Origin of the sequence: Deinococcus aerolatus, assembly GCF_014647055.1 — a bacterium.
GTDB lineage: Bacteria > Deinococcota > Deinococci > Deinococcales > Deinococcaceae > Deinococcus > Deinococcus aerolatus.
Genome location: NZ_BMOL01000001.1, coordinates 216,711 through 233,484, shown reverse-complemented (window position 1 = coordinate 233,484; position 16,774 = coordinate 216,711). Strand labels below are relative to the sequence as shown.

General features: G+C 67.6%; 14 protein-coding genes, 1 pseudogene and 1 riboswitch. Of the genes and pseudogenes, 6 read left to right on the top strand and 9 right to left on the bottom strand.

Annotation, left to right across the window (positions count from 1 at the left end):
- Nucleotides 1-333: 333 nt before the first annotated feature.
- Nucleotides 334-1,980 (bottom strand): peptide chain release factor 3, encoded by a 1,647-nt coding sequence (locus IEY31_RS01155; protein ID WP_188968181.1) that lies wholly within the window; start codon nucleotides 1,978-1,980, stop codon nucleotides 334-336.
- Between the two features lie 322 nt (nucleotides 1,981-2,302).
- Here IEY31_RS01155 and IEY31_RS01150 point away from each other — a divergent pair, with 322 nt between their 5' ends.
- Entirely contained in the window at nucleotides 2,303-3,259 is a 957-nt protein-coding gene (locus tag IEY31_RS01150; protein ID WP_229723235.1) for a DUF4032 domain-containing protein, read from the top strand.
- A gap of 17 nt (nucleotides 3,260-3,276) precedes the next feature.
- Here the strand turns inward: IEY31_RS01150 and IEY31_RS01145 are convergent, their stop codons facing one another.
- Nucleotides 3,277-4,626: a M17 family metallopeptidase gene (locus tag IEY31_RS01145; RefSeq protein ID WP_188968177.1), complete on the bottom strand. Its 1,350-nt coding sequence runs from the start codon at nucleotides 4,624-4,626 to the stop codon at nucleotides 3,277-3,279.
- Between IEY31_RS01145 and IEY31_RS19005 the strand changes: the two are divergent.
- Nucleotides 4,625-4,816, top strand: a pseudogene (locus tag IEY31_RS19005) (CBS domain-containing protein); the annotation flags it as partial. The gene IEY31_RS01145 and the pseudogene IEY31_RS19005 sit on opposite strands and share 2 nt — an antisense overlap.
- Nucleotides 4,817-4,971: 155 nt before the next feature.
- Here IEY31_RS19005 and IEY31_RS01140 read toward each other — a convergent pair.
- The 5 genes from IEY31_RS01140 to IEY31_RS01120 all read right to left on the bottom strand — a co-directional run bounded on the left by IEY31_RS01140 (nucleotide 4,972) and on the right by IEY31_RS01120 (nucleotide 10,272).
- A complete protein-coding gene (locus tag IEY31_RS01140) occupies nucleotides 4,972-6,018 on the bottom strand; it encodes an alpha/beta fold hydrolase (RefSeq protein ID WP_188968175.1) in 1,047 nt (348 codons plus the stop codon).
- Nucleotides 6,015-7,355, bottom strand: coding sequence for an O-acetylhomoserine aminocarboxypropyltransferase/cysteine synthase family protein (locus tag IEY31_RS01135; protein ID WP_188968173.1), 1,341 nt, complete (start codon nucleotides 7,353-7,355; stop codon nucleotides 6,015-6,017). Before IEY31_RS01135 ends, IEY31_RS01140 begins: the two co-directional genes overlap by 4 nt.
- Before the next feature lie 130 nt (nucleotides 7,356-7,485).
- Nucleotides 7,486-7,597: riboswitch (SAM riboswitch) on the bottom strand.
- 492 nt (nucleotides 7,598-8,089) lie between these two features.
- Nucleotides 8,090-8,482 carry a Fur family transcriptional regulator gene (locus IEY31_RS01130; RefSeq protein WP_188968171.1) on the bottom strand — a complete coding sequence of 131 codons (393 nt, stop codon included), beginning with the start codon at nucleotides 8,480-8,482 and terminating at the stop codon, nucleotides 8,090-8,092.
- A gap of 81 nt (nucleotides 8,483-8,563) precedes the next feature.
- The gene (locus IEY31_RS01125) at nucleotides 8,564-9,301 is read right to left on the bottom strand and encodes a hypothetical protein (RefSeq protein ID WP_188968169.1); all 738 of its coding nucleotides are present in this window, start codon (nucleotides 9,299-9,301) and stop codon (nucleotides 8,564-8,566) included.
- The gene (locus IEY31_RS01120; RefSeq protein ID WP_188968167.1) at nucleotides 9,301-10,272 is read right to left on the bottom strand and encodes a phage holin family protein; all 972 of its coding nucleotides are present in this window, start codon (nucleotides 10,270-10,272) and stop codon (nucleotides 9,301-9,303) included. The genes IEY31_RS01125 and IEY31_RS01120 overlap by 1 nt, the downstream gene beginning before the upstream one ends.
- A gap of 69 nt (nucleotides 10,273-10,341) precedes the next feature.
- Here IEY31_RS01120 and IEY31_RS01115 point away from each other — a divergent pair, with 69 nt between their 5' ends.
- Both IEY31_RS01115 and IEY31_RS01110 read left to right on the top strand, forming a co-directional pair.
- Entirely contained in the window at nucleotides 10,342-11,034 is a 693-nt protein-coding gene (locus IEY31_RS01115) for a class I SAM-dependent methyltransferase (protein ID WP_373289088.1), read from the top strand.
- Between the two features lie 230 nt (nucleotides 11,035-11,264).
- The gene (locus tag IEY31_RS01110) at nucleotides 11,265-12,161 is read left to right on the top strand and encodes a phytoene/squalene synthase family protein (protein ID WP_373289087.1); all 897 of its coding nucleotides are present in this window, start codon (nucleotides 11,265-11,267) and stop codon (nucleotides 12,159-12,161) included.
- Nucleotides 12,162-12,280: 119 nt separating this feature from the next.
- Here the strand turns inward: IEY31_RS01110 and IEY31_RS01105 are convergent, their stop codons facing one another.
- Complete coding sequence (locus IEY31_RS01105; protein ID WP_188968163.1) at nucleotides 12,281-13,843, bottom strand: bifunctional metallophosphatase/5'-nucleotidase; 1,563 nt, start codon at nucleotides 13,841-13,843, stop codon at nucleotides 12,281-12,283.
- Between the two features lie 111 nt (nucleotides 13,844-13,954).
- Nucleotides 13,955-14,353 carry an Hsp20/alpha crystallin family protein gene (locus IEY31_RS01100; protein WP_188968161.1) on the bottom strand — a complete coding sequence of 133 codons (399 nt, stop codon included), beginning with the start codon at nucleotides 14,351-14,353 and terminating at the stop codon, nucleotides 13,955-13,957.
- Nucleotides 14,354-14,408: 55 nt separating this feature from the next.
- On the opposite strand from IEY31_RS01100, the gene miaA reads away from it, so the two are divergent.
- Nucleotides 14,409-15,344: a tRNA (adenosine(37)-N6)-dimethylallyltransferase MiaA gene (gene miaA, locus IEY31_RS01095; RefSeq protein WP_188968160.1), complete on the top strand. Its 936-nt coding sequence runs from the start codon at nucleotides 14,409-14,411 to the stop codon at nucleotides 15,342-15,344.
- 135 nt (nucleotides 15,345-15,479) lie between these two features.
- Nucleotides 15,480-16,721, top strand: coding sequence for a glucose-1-phosphate adenylyltransferase (glgC, locus tag IEY31_RS01090; protein ID WP_188968157.1), 1,242 nt, complete (start codon nucleotides 15,480-15,482; stop codon nucleotides 16,719-16,721).
- The last annotated feature ends 53 nt before the right edge of the window (nucleotides 16,722-16,774 follow it).

Below are 16,774 nucleotides of genomic sequence, written 5' to 3'. Positions count from 1 at the left end.
GCGCGTGATCGAGGCGGGGATGCTTAGGTTCAGTGTCGATGTTTCTGAACCGTATGGCCTGACCGCGTCCCTGAAAGCTGTCTTCCAGGGGATGACAGCCTGTGCTGGCCGTCACCGCGCCGTCCTGAAAACGCAGACTGTAGGGCAGGCGTGTCCAGGCGTAATCGTGCCCACGCCAGGACTTACGTTGGTGAGCGTCCACAGGGGACCTTCCCGTGTGTGCCGAGACTCTGATCAAAGAGTCGGGAAAACGAGAAGTGGCGACAGGTTGGTGTGCTGGTAGACCCGGCTGATTCGCCCGTGACTCTCAGACTCTCAGCCCAGGTGTCCGAACTACACCCGTGTCAGGTCTTTAGGCAACGGCAGGAACTCAATCTCCGGGTGCTGCTCGGCGGTGTATTCCAGATCGTACTTGCTGCGGAACAGCATCACCGGGCGGCCCTGATCGTCCTCAACATGGCGGGCAAAGCGGGCCACCGATCCGGCGTCCCCAGCCAGCCAGCGCACCAGCCCATAGCCGGTGATGTTCAGCTCCACATCCACACCGTATTCCTCCTGCAAGCGGGCCTGGAAGACCTCAAACTGGAGGGGGCCGACCGCGCCCAGGTACGGATCACGCGCCCCATCGGTGGGGAAAAAGACCTGCACCACCCCTTCCTCGGCCAGCTGGGTCAGGCCCTTCATGAATGCCTTGCGCTTGCCCACGTCCTTGAGGGTCAGCGTGGCAAAGGTCTCAGGGGTGAACCGTGGGAAGCCCGGCAGCGCCACCTTCGCCTCCAGGCTGATCACGTCGCCGATCTGGAACACGCCGGGGTTGACCAGCCCCACGATGTCGCCGGGATAGGCCTCTTCCACCTTCTCGCGGTCCTGGGCAAACAGGGTGTGCGCCTGTGACAGCCGCAGCTTGCGCCCGCTGCGAGTATGGGTCACGTCCATACCACGCACGAAATGACCGCTCATCACGCGCATGAAGGCCGTGCGGTCGCGGTGGTGCTTGCTCATGTTGGCCTGGAGCTTGAAGATGAATCCCGCAAACGGAGCGTCCGGGTCGCGCTCGCCCAGCGTCGTCTGGGTGGGACCGGGCGGGGGCGCAAGTTCCACGAAGTTGCTCAGGAAATGCTCGACGCCGAAGTTATTCATGGCGCTGCCGAAGAACACTGGGGTCAGTTCACCCGACAGGAAGCCCGCCGGATCAAATTCGGGCATGGCGGCCTCGATCAGCTCCACGTCCTCCTTGAGCTTGGCGGCCAGATCGGCGCCTACCAGCCCGATCAGGCGCGGATCGTCCAGGCCTGCCGTCTGCATCGGGGCGCGATGCTTGCCGCCGGAGGTGCGCTCGAAGGCCAGCACCTGCCCGGTCTGCAGGTCGTAGACGCCCTTGAAATCCGGGCCGTCGCCGATGGGCCACGTCAGCGGCACTGCCGTGATCTGAAGGACGTTTTCCAGCTGCTGCAGCAGATCAAAGGGGTCCAGCGCCGGGCGGTCCATCTTGTTCACGAAGGTCAGGATCGGCACGTGGCGGTTGCGGCACACCGCGAACAGTTTCTCGGTCTGCATCTGCACGCCACGGGCCGCGTCCAGCACCATCAGGGCGCTGTCGGCGGCGGTCAGGGTGCGGTAGGTGTCCTCGGAAAAATCCTGGTGGCCGGGGGTGTCCAGCAGATTAATGTGCCGCCCCTCGTACTCGAAAGTCAGCGCCGAGCTGGAAATGGAGATCCCGCGCTGCTGCTCGATGCTCATCCAGTCGGATTTGGTGTGGGCGCGCCCTTCCTTGGCCGTCACGGACCCGGCCTCCAGGATCGCGCCGCCGTACAGCAGCAGCTTTTCGGTGATGGTGGTTTTCCCGGCGTCCGGGTGCGAGATGATGGCAAAGGTCCGGCGGCGGGCGATCTCAGCCTCCAGCACGGCGTCCGGGACGGCGGCGGCCTGAGCCGCAGGAGGGGTCTGACCCGGGCTGGGGTTGGGTTCGGTGGTGGTCATGGGTGGCTCCTGCGGCAGCCTGTGGAGCAGCGCCGCTTGCGTTGAGAGTGTAGGGGTCAAAACGGACGTCCTCGACTCTCGCTAGGTGGGCGTAAGGAAGACGGTCATGGGGGTATTCTAGCGCGTCACCGGGGCCGCGTCTGGAGGCGCACTCCTGTTGTGGCTGAGCCACCTCCCCGGCAGGCGCGGCCGGGACCCTTGCCCGTACCGCTCTCACGGGCGGCTGCGGTATTCTGGCGGTACGTTTCCGGGGTTCCTCCATTCCCCGACGCTTCAAGGCCCCGGCCACTTGCGCCCCGCGCGCCAGGAGAGTGCCAGCCCTATGTTTTCTTCAGACTCCGGTTCACCGCAGACCATGTCCAGGACCCGCAGCACGGCGCGTGGCGAGGTGGAACGCGCCCGCCTGATGAGCGACGTGCGCGATCTGGTGGCGATCTTGCGCCGCCAGCCCAATGAGCTGCTGCCCTTCGAGTGGATGAAGCATCTGGCCCCGCTGGGTGAACACAGCCTAGGCGTGCAGGCCATTCAAGTGGACCAGATCATCGGCTCGGTGGACCGCTACCGCGAATTTGACCGCCACTACCTGCCCAAGGAAAAGCACCTGGACGAGCGCTGGATCGGTGTCCGTAGCGCGCAGCTCCAGGGCAAGGAATTGCCGCCCATTCAGGTGTACAAGGTGGGGGAGCTGTACTTCGTCAAGGACGGCAACCACCGCGTCTCGGTGGCCCGCCGTCAGGGGCAGGCGTACATCGACGCACACGTCATCGAGCTGAACGTGACCGTGCCGCCCGAGGAAAGCGACACCCTGGTCGACCTGATCATCAAGGGTGAGTACGCGCAGTTCCTGCGGGACACCGGGCTCGATATGCTGGTGCCGGGCCACCGCGAGATCCTGTTCACCACGCCGGGCCGCTACGACAAGCTGCTGGACCACATCCGCACCCGCCAGTATTTTCTGGACCGCAAGCCGGAGCGTGCGGGCCTGCCGCCCGTGACCTGGGAGGAGGCGGTACTCAGCTGGTACACCCGCCTGTACCTGCGGATTGTGGAAAACCTGGACCTGCACCACGTCATGTTCCGCTTTCCGGGCCGCACCGAGGCGGACCTGTACCTGTGGACCATGGACCACCGTTACTTTCTGACCCAGCAGTACGGCCACGACGTGGGCAGCGAGGAGGCCGCCCGCGACTTCGGCAAGCGCCACTCGCCCCCGGTCTACAAACGCCTGGGCCAGCGCATGCGGCTGCTGCTGCGCGGCAAGCTCGACCCGGCGATGTAGGGCCGGCGGCGGTGCGCTCAGCCCTGCGTCTGGCCGGCCAGCACGTATTCCACCAGCGTGCCCACGCCCCAGCCGGTTGCCACGTCTTCTTTCGCGGCATTGCCGGCGATGTCCAGATGCGCCCACGGACGGGTCACGAACTGCTGGAGGAACAGGGCCGCCTTGATGCTGCCTCCGGCCGGCACCATGTCGCTGTTCTTCAGGTCCGCGATGGTGTTCTTGCGGTAGGACTTCAGGTACGGCTGGTGCAGCGGCAGTTCCCACAGCAGTTCCCCGGCGGCCTCCGCGCCGGCCTTCAGGCGCGCGGCCAGATCCGCGTCGGAACAGAACAGGGCGGCCATGTCGTTGCCCAGGGCGGCCACCTTCACGCCGGTCAGGGTCGCCAGATCGACCAGCTCGGTGGCCCCCTCGTCGCAGGCCACAGCCAGGGCGTCGGCCAGCACCAGGCGGCCCTCGGCGTCGGTGTTGGTGACTTCCACGGTCTTGCCGTTGGCGGCGCGGTACACGTCGCCGGGTCGCATGGCGTGCGGCCCCACCATGTTCTCGGCGGCGGCCACATAGGCGCGGACCTCGGTGCCGTCCGGAATGCTGCCGCGCAGCTCGGCCAGGGCGCGCATGGCCCCCAGGACCGCGCCCGCGCCGCCCATGTCGTTTTTCATGCCGTACATGCCGGCGCCGGTCTTGAGGCTGTAGCCCCCGGTGTCGAAGGTGATGCCCTTGCCCACCAGGGCAATGACCCGCGTTGTCTCGCCGCGCGCGGGCAGGGTCAGGCGAATCAGGCGAGGGCCGGTCACGCTGCCCGCCGCCACCGCCGCCAGCAGGCCCATGCCCCGCGCCTCAATGGTGGGGCCGTCCCAGGCCTCCACCTCCACGCCGTGCGCGGAGAGCGTCTGCGCCTCACGCGCCATGCTGGCCGGGTTGAGGTGGTTGGCGGGGGCGCTGACCAGTTCGCGGGCAAACGTCACGCCCGCCGCCATGCCCCGCAGGCGTGCCGAGGCGGCAGCGTCCAATCCGTCCACCTGAAGCTGCATGTCTGCCTTCGGGCTGTCCCCGCCCTTATAGCGGCGGTCCTGCCAGCCGGCGGCCAGCGCGGCGGCAGCCAGGGGGGCGGCGTGGCCCGTGGCGGCCACCTTCACGGTCCCGGCCTTCAGCTCGCGGGCCAGTTTCGCCAGCGCCATGCCCAGGTCGCGGGCGTCCTGCGCGGATGCGGGAGCCAGGGCCAGCGCCGCGTCACCGCCGGCACCGCGCGACACCAGCCGCACCTCGCCCGCGTCCAGGCCACGGGTCAGGCGGTCGGGCCAGTCCGCACCCGTTCCCGTGAAGGCCAGTGAGAGGTCAGTGTGCTCCAGCTGATCCACAAGTTGCATGCCGGAAGTAAAGCACGCCTCCGGGCGGTGGGGGATACATGAGGGGGGCGTCGCAGGGGTCCGCGCCGTTGTCGTGCCGTCCTCACTGTCGCTGCTGGACGCGGCACACCCGATGAAATCCTGCGGTAAACGCCGCCTGCCGGTGGTGGACGGCACCCGGCGGGTGGGCATTGTGACTGACCGCGATCTGGGCAAGGCGCTGCCCAGCACGGGCAGCACCCTCTCGCCGTGGGAGGCCACCACCCGGTGTAAAAAGCCTGCGGTAAGGCGGTTCTGGGGCAGGGGAGGGGCAGCGTCTGAAAAGATATTGCCCCTCCCGCTTGGCGCAGTGGGGCTGACCCCTCATCACCCAGAGGGGTGGAGCCCGAACTCCGCCTCTCCCCGCAGAAAGGCGTCCACCCGCTGTGGCAACTCGCCCGCATCCATCAGAAAGGCGTCGTGGCCGTGGATGCTGCTCAGTTCCCAGTACGTGGCATTCGGCAGCGCGTCGGTCGCGGCCCGGACCTCGGCCGCCGGGTACAGCACGTCGCTGGAGATGCCCACCGCCAGCACCGGCACGCGGACGGCGGCCAGCTCGGCGTCGCCCGGCTGAAAGTTGTCCATCGCGCCGGTCAGGGCCACGTAGCTGCGTTCGCAGAAGCGGGCCAGCAGTTTCTCGCCCTGGTACTCCAGATAAGAGGTGACGGCGTGAACCCCCGGCCTGCGCTGTCCCGCCTGAGTCTGGGCCAGACTCTCAGGGCTGCGGTACGACAGCATGGCAATCTGGCGGGCCACCTTGAGGCCCTCGCCGCCGGGGGCCGCGCGGATGGCGGCGCGGGCGGCGCTGTTCAGGCCCACCGCCCACGGCGAGTGGCGCACCGGCGCACCGATCACCACGGCCCGCGCCACCAGATCTGGGCATTCCAGCAGCCACGCGTAGGCCAGCAGCCCGCCCATGCTCGCGCCGATCACGCGCACCCGGCGCACGCCCAGGTGTTCCAGCAGCGCCCGCCCCACGCGGGCCATGTCGCGCAGAGAAATGGCAAGGTCCCCCAGGCCGGTTCCCTGCCACTGGGCCGGGCCGTCCGTTCCGGCGCAACCGCCCAGCACGTTGGCACAGACGACAAAGTCCCGCGTGGGGTCCAGGGGCCGCCCCGCGCCCAGAAAATCCGGCCACCACTCGTGCACAGCGCTGTTGCCGGTCAGGGCGTGTAGCACCAGCGTGGCCTCCTCCTGCGCCTCGCCGTAGGTGTGGTAGGCCACCCGCACGTCCGACAGGGGCCGCCCGCAGTCCAGCAGCAAGGGTGCGGTGCGGAACAGCGTCGCCGTCTTGACCTTCAGGTCACCATCGCAACATCGCGAGTCTTCGGGGGGCAGCGGCAGGGGAGACAGGGTGCGTGGCAGGGCAGTCACACCTCCTCCCGGGGCGCGTCCTCCTGCGCTTCCACCAGGGCGGCAGCCAGCGCCTGCGCGAAGTCCTCCTGAATGTCGTCGATGTGCTCGATGCCCAGCGACACGCGCACCAGCCCCGGCGTCACGCCCGCCGCCGTCTGTGATTCCACGTCCAGCTGGCTGTGGGTGGTGCTGGCCGGGTGAATCACCAGCGTGCGGGTGTCGCCCACGTTGGCGACGTGCTGCGCGAGCTGCACGCTGCGGATAAACGCCTCGCCCGCCTCCCGTCCGCCCGACAGTTCAAAGGTCAGCACGCCGCCCGCGCCGCGCGGCAGGTAGTGCTGGGCACGGTCGTAGTGCTTGTGGTTGCCCAGGCCAGGGTAGGTCACGCGGGTCACGTCGGGGTGGGCCGAGAGCCACTGCGCCAGCGCCTGCGCGTTCTGTGCCTGCCTTTCGGCCCGCAGCGACAGCGTTTCCAGGCCCTGGATAAACTGCCATGCCTGCTGCGGGGCCAGCGTGGTACCCAGGTCACGCAGGCCCTCGGTGCGGGCGCGGGTGATGAAGGCGACATTGGGCAGCCCCAGCGGGTTGCCCTCGCCGAAGGTGTCCCAGAACTTCAGGCCGTGGTAGCTGGGGCTGGGCTCGGTCATCAGCGGGTAGCGCCCGTTGCCCCAGTCGAAGTTGCCGCCGTCCACGATGACGCCGCCGATGCCGTTGCCGTGGCCGCCGATCCATTTGCTGGCCGATGCCACGATTACGTTCGCGCCGTGTGTGAGCGGTTGGCAGTAGTATCCGCCCGCGCCGAAGGTGTTGTCCACGAACACCGCCACGCCGCGTGCGTGGGCGACGGCCGCAATCGCCTCGAAATCGGGAATGTTCAGCGCCGGGTTGCCGATGGTTTCCAGGTACACGGCGCGGGTCTGGTCGTCAATCAGGGCAGCGAACTCCTCGGGGCGCTCGTCCTTGCCGGTAAAGCGGACCTCGATGCCGAGCCGCCTGAGGGTCACGCGGAACTGGTTGACCGTGCCGCCGTACAGGTTGGGCGTGGACACGATGTTGTCCCCGGCCTGCGCCACGTTCAGGATGGCCACCAGTTGCGCGGCGTGCCCGCTGGACACCGACAGCGCCGCCACGCCGCCTTCCAGGGCCGCAATGCGCTCCTCGAGCACCGCGTTGGTGGGGTTCATGATGCGGCTGTAGATGTTGCCAAAGGCACGCAACCCGAACAGATCGGCGGCGTGCTGGGGTGACTCGAACACGTAGCTGTTGGTGGGGTAGATCGGCACAGCCTGCGAACCGGTGGTGGGATCGGGCTTCTGGCCGGCGTGGACTTGCAGTGTTTCAAACTTCTGGGGCATACGGGGTGGCCTCCCATGGGGGCTGGGTGGGGGCCGCCAGTACGGCAGCGCCCCTTCTCCTTGTGGTGATGAGAAGGGGCGAATATCGTCATCCGCGTCGGCCTTCCCGCTTGGTCCCGCCCAGCAGCGGCGCTCATCGTTGAGCCGCATATCGGGGGGGCTGGCCTTGGCACCGTGACGCAATGGGGTCCGGTTGCCGCGCCGTCAACGAGCCAGGTCTCTCGGGCGCTCTGAAGTGGGTGGCTCCACGCGGGAGCTGAACAAAGGTTAACGGCTGCCAGGGGCGCAGGTCAAGCCGGGAGGTAGACAGGGCCGGGCGGTTGTGCCCGGCGCCTCTGCCCGTCGCGTGAGATTTTGATAAAGCCGGACCGTCCGCATTTGCTGGCCCTGTGGTAGCTAGGGAGCACCATACTTCCCGCGTTTCCTTGCCCGAAGTGCGCGGCTGTTCCCGGTTCCTCCAGCTGGTTTGACCTGTTGTGTGGCTCCGCAAGTGGTAAGTGCGCTGCCCAAAGATTTGTATGGGAAAAATGATAATCGGCGCCCTACTCCTTAGCTTATCTCTGCTCACGGTTTGTGGCGGCGAACCCCAGCCCCCACACCGCAACCCACTCTACCAACCGGGTTTGCCGGGCTAAAAATCTCAATCCCTATGCGGGGGCGGGCGTCAATGCCGAGGTGCTGCGGCGTCTGCTGGCGCTGCTGCGGCCTGATTCTTATCCCCGGAGCCAGTCGCCCTAGCCCGGTTGGCTTCCGGCGCAGTCCGGGCACTGGCCGTACAGCGTGACCTCATGCGCCTCCACCACGAAGCCGCCGGGGTACACGGTGCCGCTGGGCAGCGTGACGGGGCAGGTGTGTAGCGTGAAGACCCGCCCGCAGTGGTTGCAGGAAAAGTGGTGGTGGTGGCCCTTGCCCGACGCCTCGTAGAGCGTCTCGCCGTCCAGCGTGACCGGGTGAATCTGGCCCTGCCCGGTCAGCAGCTTCAGGGTGCGGTACACCGTGGCAATGCCCAGGCCCGGCAGATCGCCCTGGGCCAGTTCGAAGATCTCAGTCACGGCCAGCGGTCCTGGCGCACGTCCCAGCACCTGGGCGATCACGTCGCGCTGGCGGGTGCTGCGGGTGGCCGTCATGTCGCCGAGGCTAGCAGACCCGGCCCGGCCAGATCAAAAAACAGCCCACCATTGCGCGGTGGGCTGTCGGCTGTGGGAATTTCAGCGCAGGTTGGGGTTGCCCTTTTCCTCGGGGGCGATGGCGCTGCCCTGGGCCTTGGCCTCCACCACACTTTTTGGGGTGGGCACCACGCCGGGGTGACTGGGGCTGGCCGCGACGGGCGGGGCACTGCCCACCGCGCCGGCCTGCGCGTTGTGGCTCTCGGCCTGCCCGGTGGGGGTGGGCTTGAGGAACGACGAGGTGGCGCTGGGATTGGTCGACGCCGTGCCCACCGGGCGGGGGCCGCTGCCCGACGCCGCTGTGGGGGCTGCGCTCTTGCCCAGTGATGGGCCAGCCGACGACTGCTGCATGGCCCTGGGCTGCGCCGCAGATCTGGGAGTTTCCCCCGACTTTTCCAGCATGTTGTTCGCCAGCTGTTCCAGCTTGGGCGTCAGCATGCGGTCCGACAGGGTCCTGATCGCCAGAGTGCCCAGGGTGGCAACCAGGGCGCCGCCCACTCCTCCGCCCGTCTGGCTCTTCTGGGCCTTGACCAGCGCCTTCTGGTGCTTGACCGGACTGCCGGCGTCCACGTAGATCTTCTTCGTGCGCTTGATCTGCGTGCCGATCAGCAGGCCGATCACCGCGCCCACGGCAGATGCGCCGCCCAGCATCTTGACCGGTTCCTTCTGCATCTGCACCTGCAGGTTGGCGCGTTCGGCCAGCACGTCCAGGCTTTCTTTCAGGCGCTCGCGGGCGGCCTCGCGCTCGGTCAGGTTGTCCTTGAAGTCATGGTCAGCCATCAGGAATGTCCTCCGCCTTTCTTGATGTCGTCATGGTAGGTGGGCGTGGTGCTGACGCTGATGCCGGGAGCGTCGTCCAGCACCACAGGCTGTTGCAGCAGCGGATCGTGGTGGGCGTCGCGGTGGGCGCCGATCTCGGCGCGGTTGGCGCTGGGCACCTCGCCGGTGTCCAGCTTCTCGTTCAGCGAGCCGCCGTACATGCGGGCCGAGCCGTCGGGTTCGCTCTCGTACACCGGCACAGTGGAGGTGCCGCCCTCGACGCGCACGGTGGCCTGCCGGCCGCCCTCGCCGACCACACGGTTCTCGCCGCCGGCGTAGAGGTCCGTGTCGCGCGGCACTTCCACCGAGGTCCGGCGGGCCGGCTGGCGCGAATCCTGATCCTGGGCAAGGTCTGATGCGCCCAGGCCAGACGCTCCGGCTGCGCTGCGTGGCGTGGGGCTGGGCGAGATGACCGTGGTGCTGGTGGGGGTGCTGGCGGCGCCGCCAGCGACGCGGCTCTGGCCTGCCTGCACCTGGGTTGCCGGCGCTGAGGCAGTCTGCGCGGCGCGGCGCTCACGGGCAGCCTTCTCGGCCTGTTCAGCCTGATACTGCGCTTCCAGACGCTCGTCTTCGGTCATGGGGCCACTCCGGCGCACCGGGGGCTCGTCGGTCTCGACCTCCGCCCCCAGTTTGCGGATGCCCAGCATGATCATCGCGCCGGTGACCACAAAGCTGAACAGGGCGATCAGCAGCGCGGCGGCCCAGGCCCCTAGCCCGAGGCGCATCAGGCCGTAGAACACTGCCAGAATCAGGAAAATCAGCGCCAGAATTAGCGGACCGGTGGCGGCCAGCAGCAGCACCACACCGATGCCCTTGGCCTTGGCGATGTCGCTGACCTTCCGGACCAGCGCGTTGATCTCGGATTTCACGAGGGTTACGCCCGCATCGAACACGTCGACGATGGCCCCTCCCATACTCTTGCGTTCTTCCATGCATTCCCTCCGGGGAGCGGCCCCACGCCTGAGCAACGTGAACAGACAGGCCAGATATCGCCCAGCATAATGACTTCTGTGCCACAAAAGCCCCAGATGCAAGGAAACCTGAACCCCGTCCCGCCCACACAGCCGGCCCTGACCGCGGCCCAGCACAGCAATACGCTGGAATTGACAGCGCGTGGTTACGCTCTGTGGCGCGCCCGGTCGCTGGGTCTGCTGAGCGGCACCCCCTTTGGCCTGGCGCGGGAAGCCCGGCTGTTCCGGGCACTGTGCCGCCCGCAACCGGGTCAGGACTGGCTGGACGCGGGAACCAGCGCGGGTTTCTACGCGGGCGTGCTGGCGGCGGCCGACTGCCGGGTGCTGGCCGCCGACCTCAGCGCCCCGATGCTGAGCGAGGCCCAGCGCCGCGAGAACAGCCCGAACATCGACTGGGCGCTGATGAATCTGGAAGACAGCGGTCTGCCGGATGGAAGCTTCGACGGCGTGGCGGTGGGGGCCACCCTGAACGAGACGCATGACCCGGCGCGGTTTCTGTCCGAACTGGCGCGCGTGCTGCGCCCCGGCGGCCAGCTGTGGCTGATGTACGTGCCGCGCACCGGCGGCCTCCTGCAGCGCCTGCTGTCCGTTCCCACGCTGGGCGGCCTGAACTTTCCCGATCCGGCCTGGGTGGCGCGCCAGTTGCCTGGCCTGGACCTGACCGATGGCCTGGGTGTCGGCGCGGTGCGGTTCGGGCGGTACGTTAAACGGGGCGGAGGGTGACCGAGGACGGCGCCTGAACTCAAAGGGGAGACCACAACAGACGCTTTGTCAAGAGGGGCTGTGTAAAGGATTGGTCTCGTCTTTTGCTGCCGTGCCCGCCCTGAATGGGCGACAGTCTGTAAGAATGTGTGATGTCTGGCCTTCACGGACCCCCTAGACTCGCGCATAGAGCCTCGCCAGAAACGTAGAGCCCCGCCAGAAGTCAGCGCCCCACCACAAGGATGATGCCGATGTTCAATGCCTCCCTGCCCTCCTCCCGTCACCCTGCCCCGGCGCAGGCCATGGCCCATTGCCGGGAGGTCACGCGGGAGCACAGCAAGACCTTTTACCTGGGATCGCGGCTGTTTCCGCTGCGGCAGAGGCAGGCGGTCTGGGCGGTGTACGCGGCCTGCCGGGGCGGAGACGACATTGTCGACGAGTCGACCGCCCAGACGGTGGGGGCGGAGCTGGACGCGTGGTGGGGCCGCATTCAGAATGTGTTTGCCGGGCGGTCCGGGGCTGACCCAGTGGACACGGCGCTGGCCTGGGCCGCCCACACCTACCCGATTCCGCTGTCGGCCTTCGCGGAGCTGCACGAGGGCCTGCGGATGGACCTGAATGATCACGTCTACCGCGACATGGACGACCTGACGCTGTACTGCCGGCGGGTGGCCGGGGTGATCGGGTTCATGATTGCCCCGGTCAGCGGCTACAGCGGCGGCGAGAAGACCCTGCATCACGCCCTGATGCTGGGACAGGCGATGCAATTGACCAACATCCTGCGCGACGTGGGCGAGGACCTGGGGCGCGGGCGGGTCTATCTGCCCCAGAGCCTGCTGGCCGAATACGGCGTGAGCCGCGCCGATCTGGAACGCGGCGTGGTCACCCCCGAGTACCGCGCCCTGATGGCCCACCTGTGCGCCCTGGCCCGCGACTGGTACGCCGAGGGACGCGCCGGCATTCCCTGCCTGCATGGCAGTGCCCGGCTGGCCGTCGCCACTGCTGCCCGCGCCTACGAGGGCATTCTGGACGATCTGGAGCGTGCCGGCTACGACAACTTCCGCCGTCGCGCCTATGTCAGCGGCACCCGCAAGCTGCTGATGCTGCCCTGCGCGTGGTGGGAACTGCGGGGCGCGGTGGGCGGATAGGCCCACGCCTGGACACCGGCAAGCTGGTTTACGTTGCTTCACCCACAAAAACTCCCCCTTCGCCACAGCTGGCAGGAGGGGGAGTCTGTGTCTGTATGGGTAGGGGTCAGGCTCAGGGCTTACTTGGGCTCGTTCAGCAGCACGATGCGGCCTTCCGGCTCGGCCCGCAGATTGGGGTTGGCCTTCAGGAAATCCACCAGGATGTCCACGTCCAGCTTGCCGGTGTCCAGGCGCGGGGCGCCCTTGAACATGGTGAAGCCGTCGCCGCCGCCCGCCGTGAAGTTGTTGGTGGCCACCTTGTAGGTCTTGGCGTTGTCCAGCGGCTGACCGTCCAGGGTCACGGCGGTCACGCGGCTGCCGGCAGGCTTGGACAGGTCAAAGGTGTAGCTCATGCCCTTGGACACGTGCAGGAACTGGCCTTTGTTCTCGCTCCAGGTGGCGACGCCGTGTTCCAGCGCGGCGCGAATCTGCGCGCCGGTCAGGTCCAGCAGACTCAGCGAGTTGCCGAAGGGCTGCACGGTGATGGCCTCGTCGAAGGTGATGGGGCCAGCGTCGATGCTGGCGCGCACGCCCCCACCGTTGACCAGGGCCAGCTGCGCCCCGGCCTGCTTGCCGGCGGCCAGCGCCGCGTCGGCCAGCACGTTGGCCATGCCGCTCTCGCGCTTGCGGACCACCTCGCGGCTGCCGTTCAGGCCGATCGGCGCATTTCCTACAACCTGCCGGCGCAGGCTGGCAATCGGCACGGTCAGGGTGGCGACCATGCGCCGGGCGGTGTCGTCCTCGGCAATGTCGGCGGACACGGGGATGGGGTTGCCCTCCCAGGACTGCACGGCCCCGGCGTCATCGAACTTGACCTGCAGGCGGCCCAGCACCTTGCCCCATTCCCAGGCGGCGACCAGCAGCGTCTTGTTGCCGTCGGGGTTGTTGGCCACGGTGGGGTACGGCCCCTCGCTGGCCGGAAAGTCCTTGTTGTTGAAGGTGCCCAGCAGCGTGTGCGAGTGCCCGCCCACGATCACGTCGATGCCCGAAACCGTTTTGGCCACTTCCTGTTCCAGGGTGTAGCCCAGGTGCGAGACCAGGAAGATCTTGTTGATGCCCTGGCCCTTGAGAACGTCTGCGCTGGCCTGAAGGCTTTTCATCAGGTCCAGCATCTTGACGTTGTCGCCGGGGCTGCTGATCAGCGGCAGATCGGGGGTAACTGCGCCGATCACGCCGACCTTCTCGCCGCCCACGTTCAGGATGGCGTAGGGCTTGATGCGGTCCTTGAGCAGCGGCTCGGTGCTGACGTCAATGTTGGCCGCCAGCACGGGAAATTTGGCCTTGTCCACGAACTTGGCCAGCGCCGCCGGGCCGTCGTCGAACTCGTGGTTGCCCACCGCCATCGCGTCGTAGCGCTGGTAGTTCATGAACAGCACGTCGGCCAGCCCCTTGTACACGTTGTAGAACAGCGTGCCCTGGAAGGTGTCGCCGCCCGACAGGATCAGCGGGTTGGGGTCCTGCGCGCCGAACTGCTTGATCAGGGTGGTCTGGCGGGCGTAGCCGCCGTACATGTTCTCGCCGATCTTGGTGGGCTCCAGGTGCCCGTGCAGGTCATCGGTGTGCAGCACCGTGATGGTAATGGGCGCAGCGGACGCCGTTCCCAGCAGGGCGGCGCTCAGAAGAAGGGACCGTGTGGATTTCATAAGGCCTCCATTTTAGCCCGAAAGCCGGGGCCGGGGGTGACAGCTTTGGCAACGCGCCGGCCGCCGGGGCGGCCACGTGGGGGCAAGAGAGAGGGCTGGACCCGCCTAGTCCTACCGGTCCCTCATGTCCTGAACATCGGCCCGGACATCAATCGTGGGGTGTTTCTTCTGGAAGCGTACGGTCAGCACGCCGCCTGCCAGTTGCGCCTCACCGGTCTGCGGCAGCACCTCGCGCGGGAAGGACAGCACCCGGCGGAAGACCCCGGCCGGACGTTCGGCGCTCAGCAAGCCCTGCGGCGCGGCACGTTCGCCCGCCACGGTCAGCAGGCCGCCGTCCTCGTGCATTTCCAGACGTTCAGGGTCAATGCCCGGCACGTCCAGGTACAGCGTCAGGTGGGCGTCGCCGTCGGCCCAGTCGGCGGCGGGCGTCCAGGGCCCGGCCCCCAGGGTCTCGACTTCCTCCCGCAGGGTCATCAGGTGTTGCAGGCGTGCCAGGACCGGCTCATTCATGCGGTCCACGCTAGCATCCGCGCTGCGGGGGACACCAGCGCCTAAAGTGGGAGGGATGCCCCCGCCGCCTGCCCTGCGCATTCCCCTGCTGACCGCCCCCACCGCCGCCGGGAAATCGGCGCTGGCGCTGCAACTGGCGCTGGAGCTTGGTCTGGAGCTGGTCTCGGCCGACGCCTTCACGGTGTACCGGGGCCTGGACATCGGCACGGCCAAGCCCACCCCCACCGAGCAGCAGGCCGCACCCCACCACCTGCTGGACGTGGCTGGGGTGAGCGAGGGCTACGACGTGGCCCGTTACGTGCAGCAGGCCGAGGCCGCCATTGGGGGTGTGCTGGAGCGTGGGCGCGTGCCGCTGGTGGTGGGCGGCACGACGTTCTATCTGGCTGCCCTGCTGCGTGGCCTGCCGCTGACCCCCCCTGCCGATCCACAGGTGCGCGCCGCCGTGGAGGCCGAACTGGCGCAGCGCGGGTTGGACGCCCTGCTGGCCGACATCGCCGCCCGCGATCCGGCAGAGGCGGCCCGCATGGAGCGCAACCCCCGCCGGGTCGTGCGCGCCACCGAGGTCTATCGCCGCACCGGGCAGTATCCCGGCTCGTTCGGGAGCCGCCCGCCACGCTTTCAGTACGCCGTGAGCGCCTTCACCCGCCCCGGTCCGGAACTGGAAGTCCGCATGACGCGGCGCGTGCAGGCCATGTTCGCCGCAGGCTGGGCAGGGGAGGCTGCGTGGCTGGCCGCCCGCCTGGATCCCGCCACGCTGCCGCGTCCCACCGCGTGGCAGGCCCTGGGCTACCGCGAGGCCTGGGCGGTCCACACCGGGGCATTGGGGGAACCGGAGGCGACGGCACGCATCGTGCTGGCCTCACGGCAGTACGCCAAGCGGCAGCTGACTGCCATGCGCAGCCAGCTGGGGGCCACCATCCTGACCCCGCCCGAGGCCGAAACGCGCCTGCGCGGGGACGTGACGGCCGCCCATAAGCTGAATGTTAATTAGACCGGGGCAGAAGAGTCCGGTGCGGCACGGGTAGAGTGGAGGGCGAGATCAAGGCCAGCTCAGCCCCATCCGGGGACCGCTATTCTGGGAAGGAGACCCTTCCTGCTTTACCGTTTTTTCAACAGGGGGTAAGACATGAAACCACGTGTACTAGGCATGATTCTGGCCGGGGGGCAGGGTTCGCGACTGGCCCCGCTGACGCAGAAGCGCTCCAAGCCCGCCGTGCCCTTCGGCAGCAAGTACCGCATCATTGACTTCGCCATCAACAACTTCATCAACTCGGGGTTGTTCGGCATCTACGTGCTGACCCAGTACAAGGCCCAGAGCCTGACCGAGCACATCCAGCGCGGCTGGCGCTTCGGCACCTTCCTCAGCGACTACTTCATCACGCTGGTGCCGGCGCAGATGTACCGCATCGAGGAACTGGGACCGGTGTGGTACCGCGGCACGGCGGACGCGGTGTATCAGAACCTGCACCTGCTGGACAACAACAAGGCCGACTACGTGGCGATCTTCTCGGGCGATCACATCTACAAGATGAACGTTGAGCACATGATCCAGACCCACATCGACACCCGCGCCGACATCACCATCGCCGCCTACCCCATGCCGCAGGAACAGGCCCACCAGTTCGGCATCATGCATGTGGACGAGCAGTGGAAGGTCACGGACTTTCTGGAAAAGCCCAAGGACCCCCCCAGCATTCCGGGGCAGCCCGGCACCAGCCTGACCAGCATGGGCAACTACATCTTCTCGCGCCGCGCCCTGGAAGAACTGCTGGTTACCAGCATGGGCGACGGTGAGGAAGGCTTCGACTTCGGCGGCGACGTGATTCCGCGTGCGCTGTCCGACGGCTATACCGTGATGGCCTATGACTTCCACAAGAACCCGATTCCCGGCCAGACCGGCCCCAACCTGTACTGGCGCGACGTGGGGACCCTGGACGCCTATTTCGAGGCCAACATGGATCTGGTCAGCATCAACCCCGAATTCGGGCTGTACAACGCCGAGTGGCCGCTGCGGACCAGCAGCGAGTTCTCGCCGCCCGCCAAGTTCGTCCACGAGAGCGAGGGCCGCAAGGGGCAGGCGTTCAACTCGATCATGGCGGGGGGCACCATCATCAGCGGCGGCACCGTGCGCGACAGCGTGCTGGGACGTGGCATTCACACCCACTCCTACTCGGTGGTCGAGAGCTGCGTGCTGTTCGACGAGGTGGAGGTCGGCAGGCACTCGCACCTGCGCCGGGCCATCGTGGACAAGGACGTGGTGATTCCGCCAGGCACCAAGATTGGTCTGGACGTGGAGGAGGACCGCGCGCGTGGGTTTACCGTCACCGAGAGCGGCGTGGTGGTGGTGCCGAAGGGCTACACCTTCTGACCAGCGGCAGACACGCAAACGGGGAGATGCCGATCTGTGTGTCTCCCCGTTTG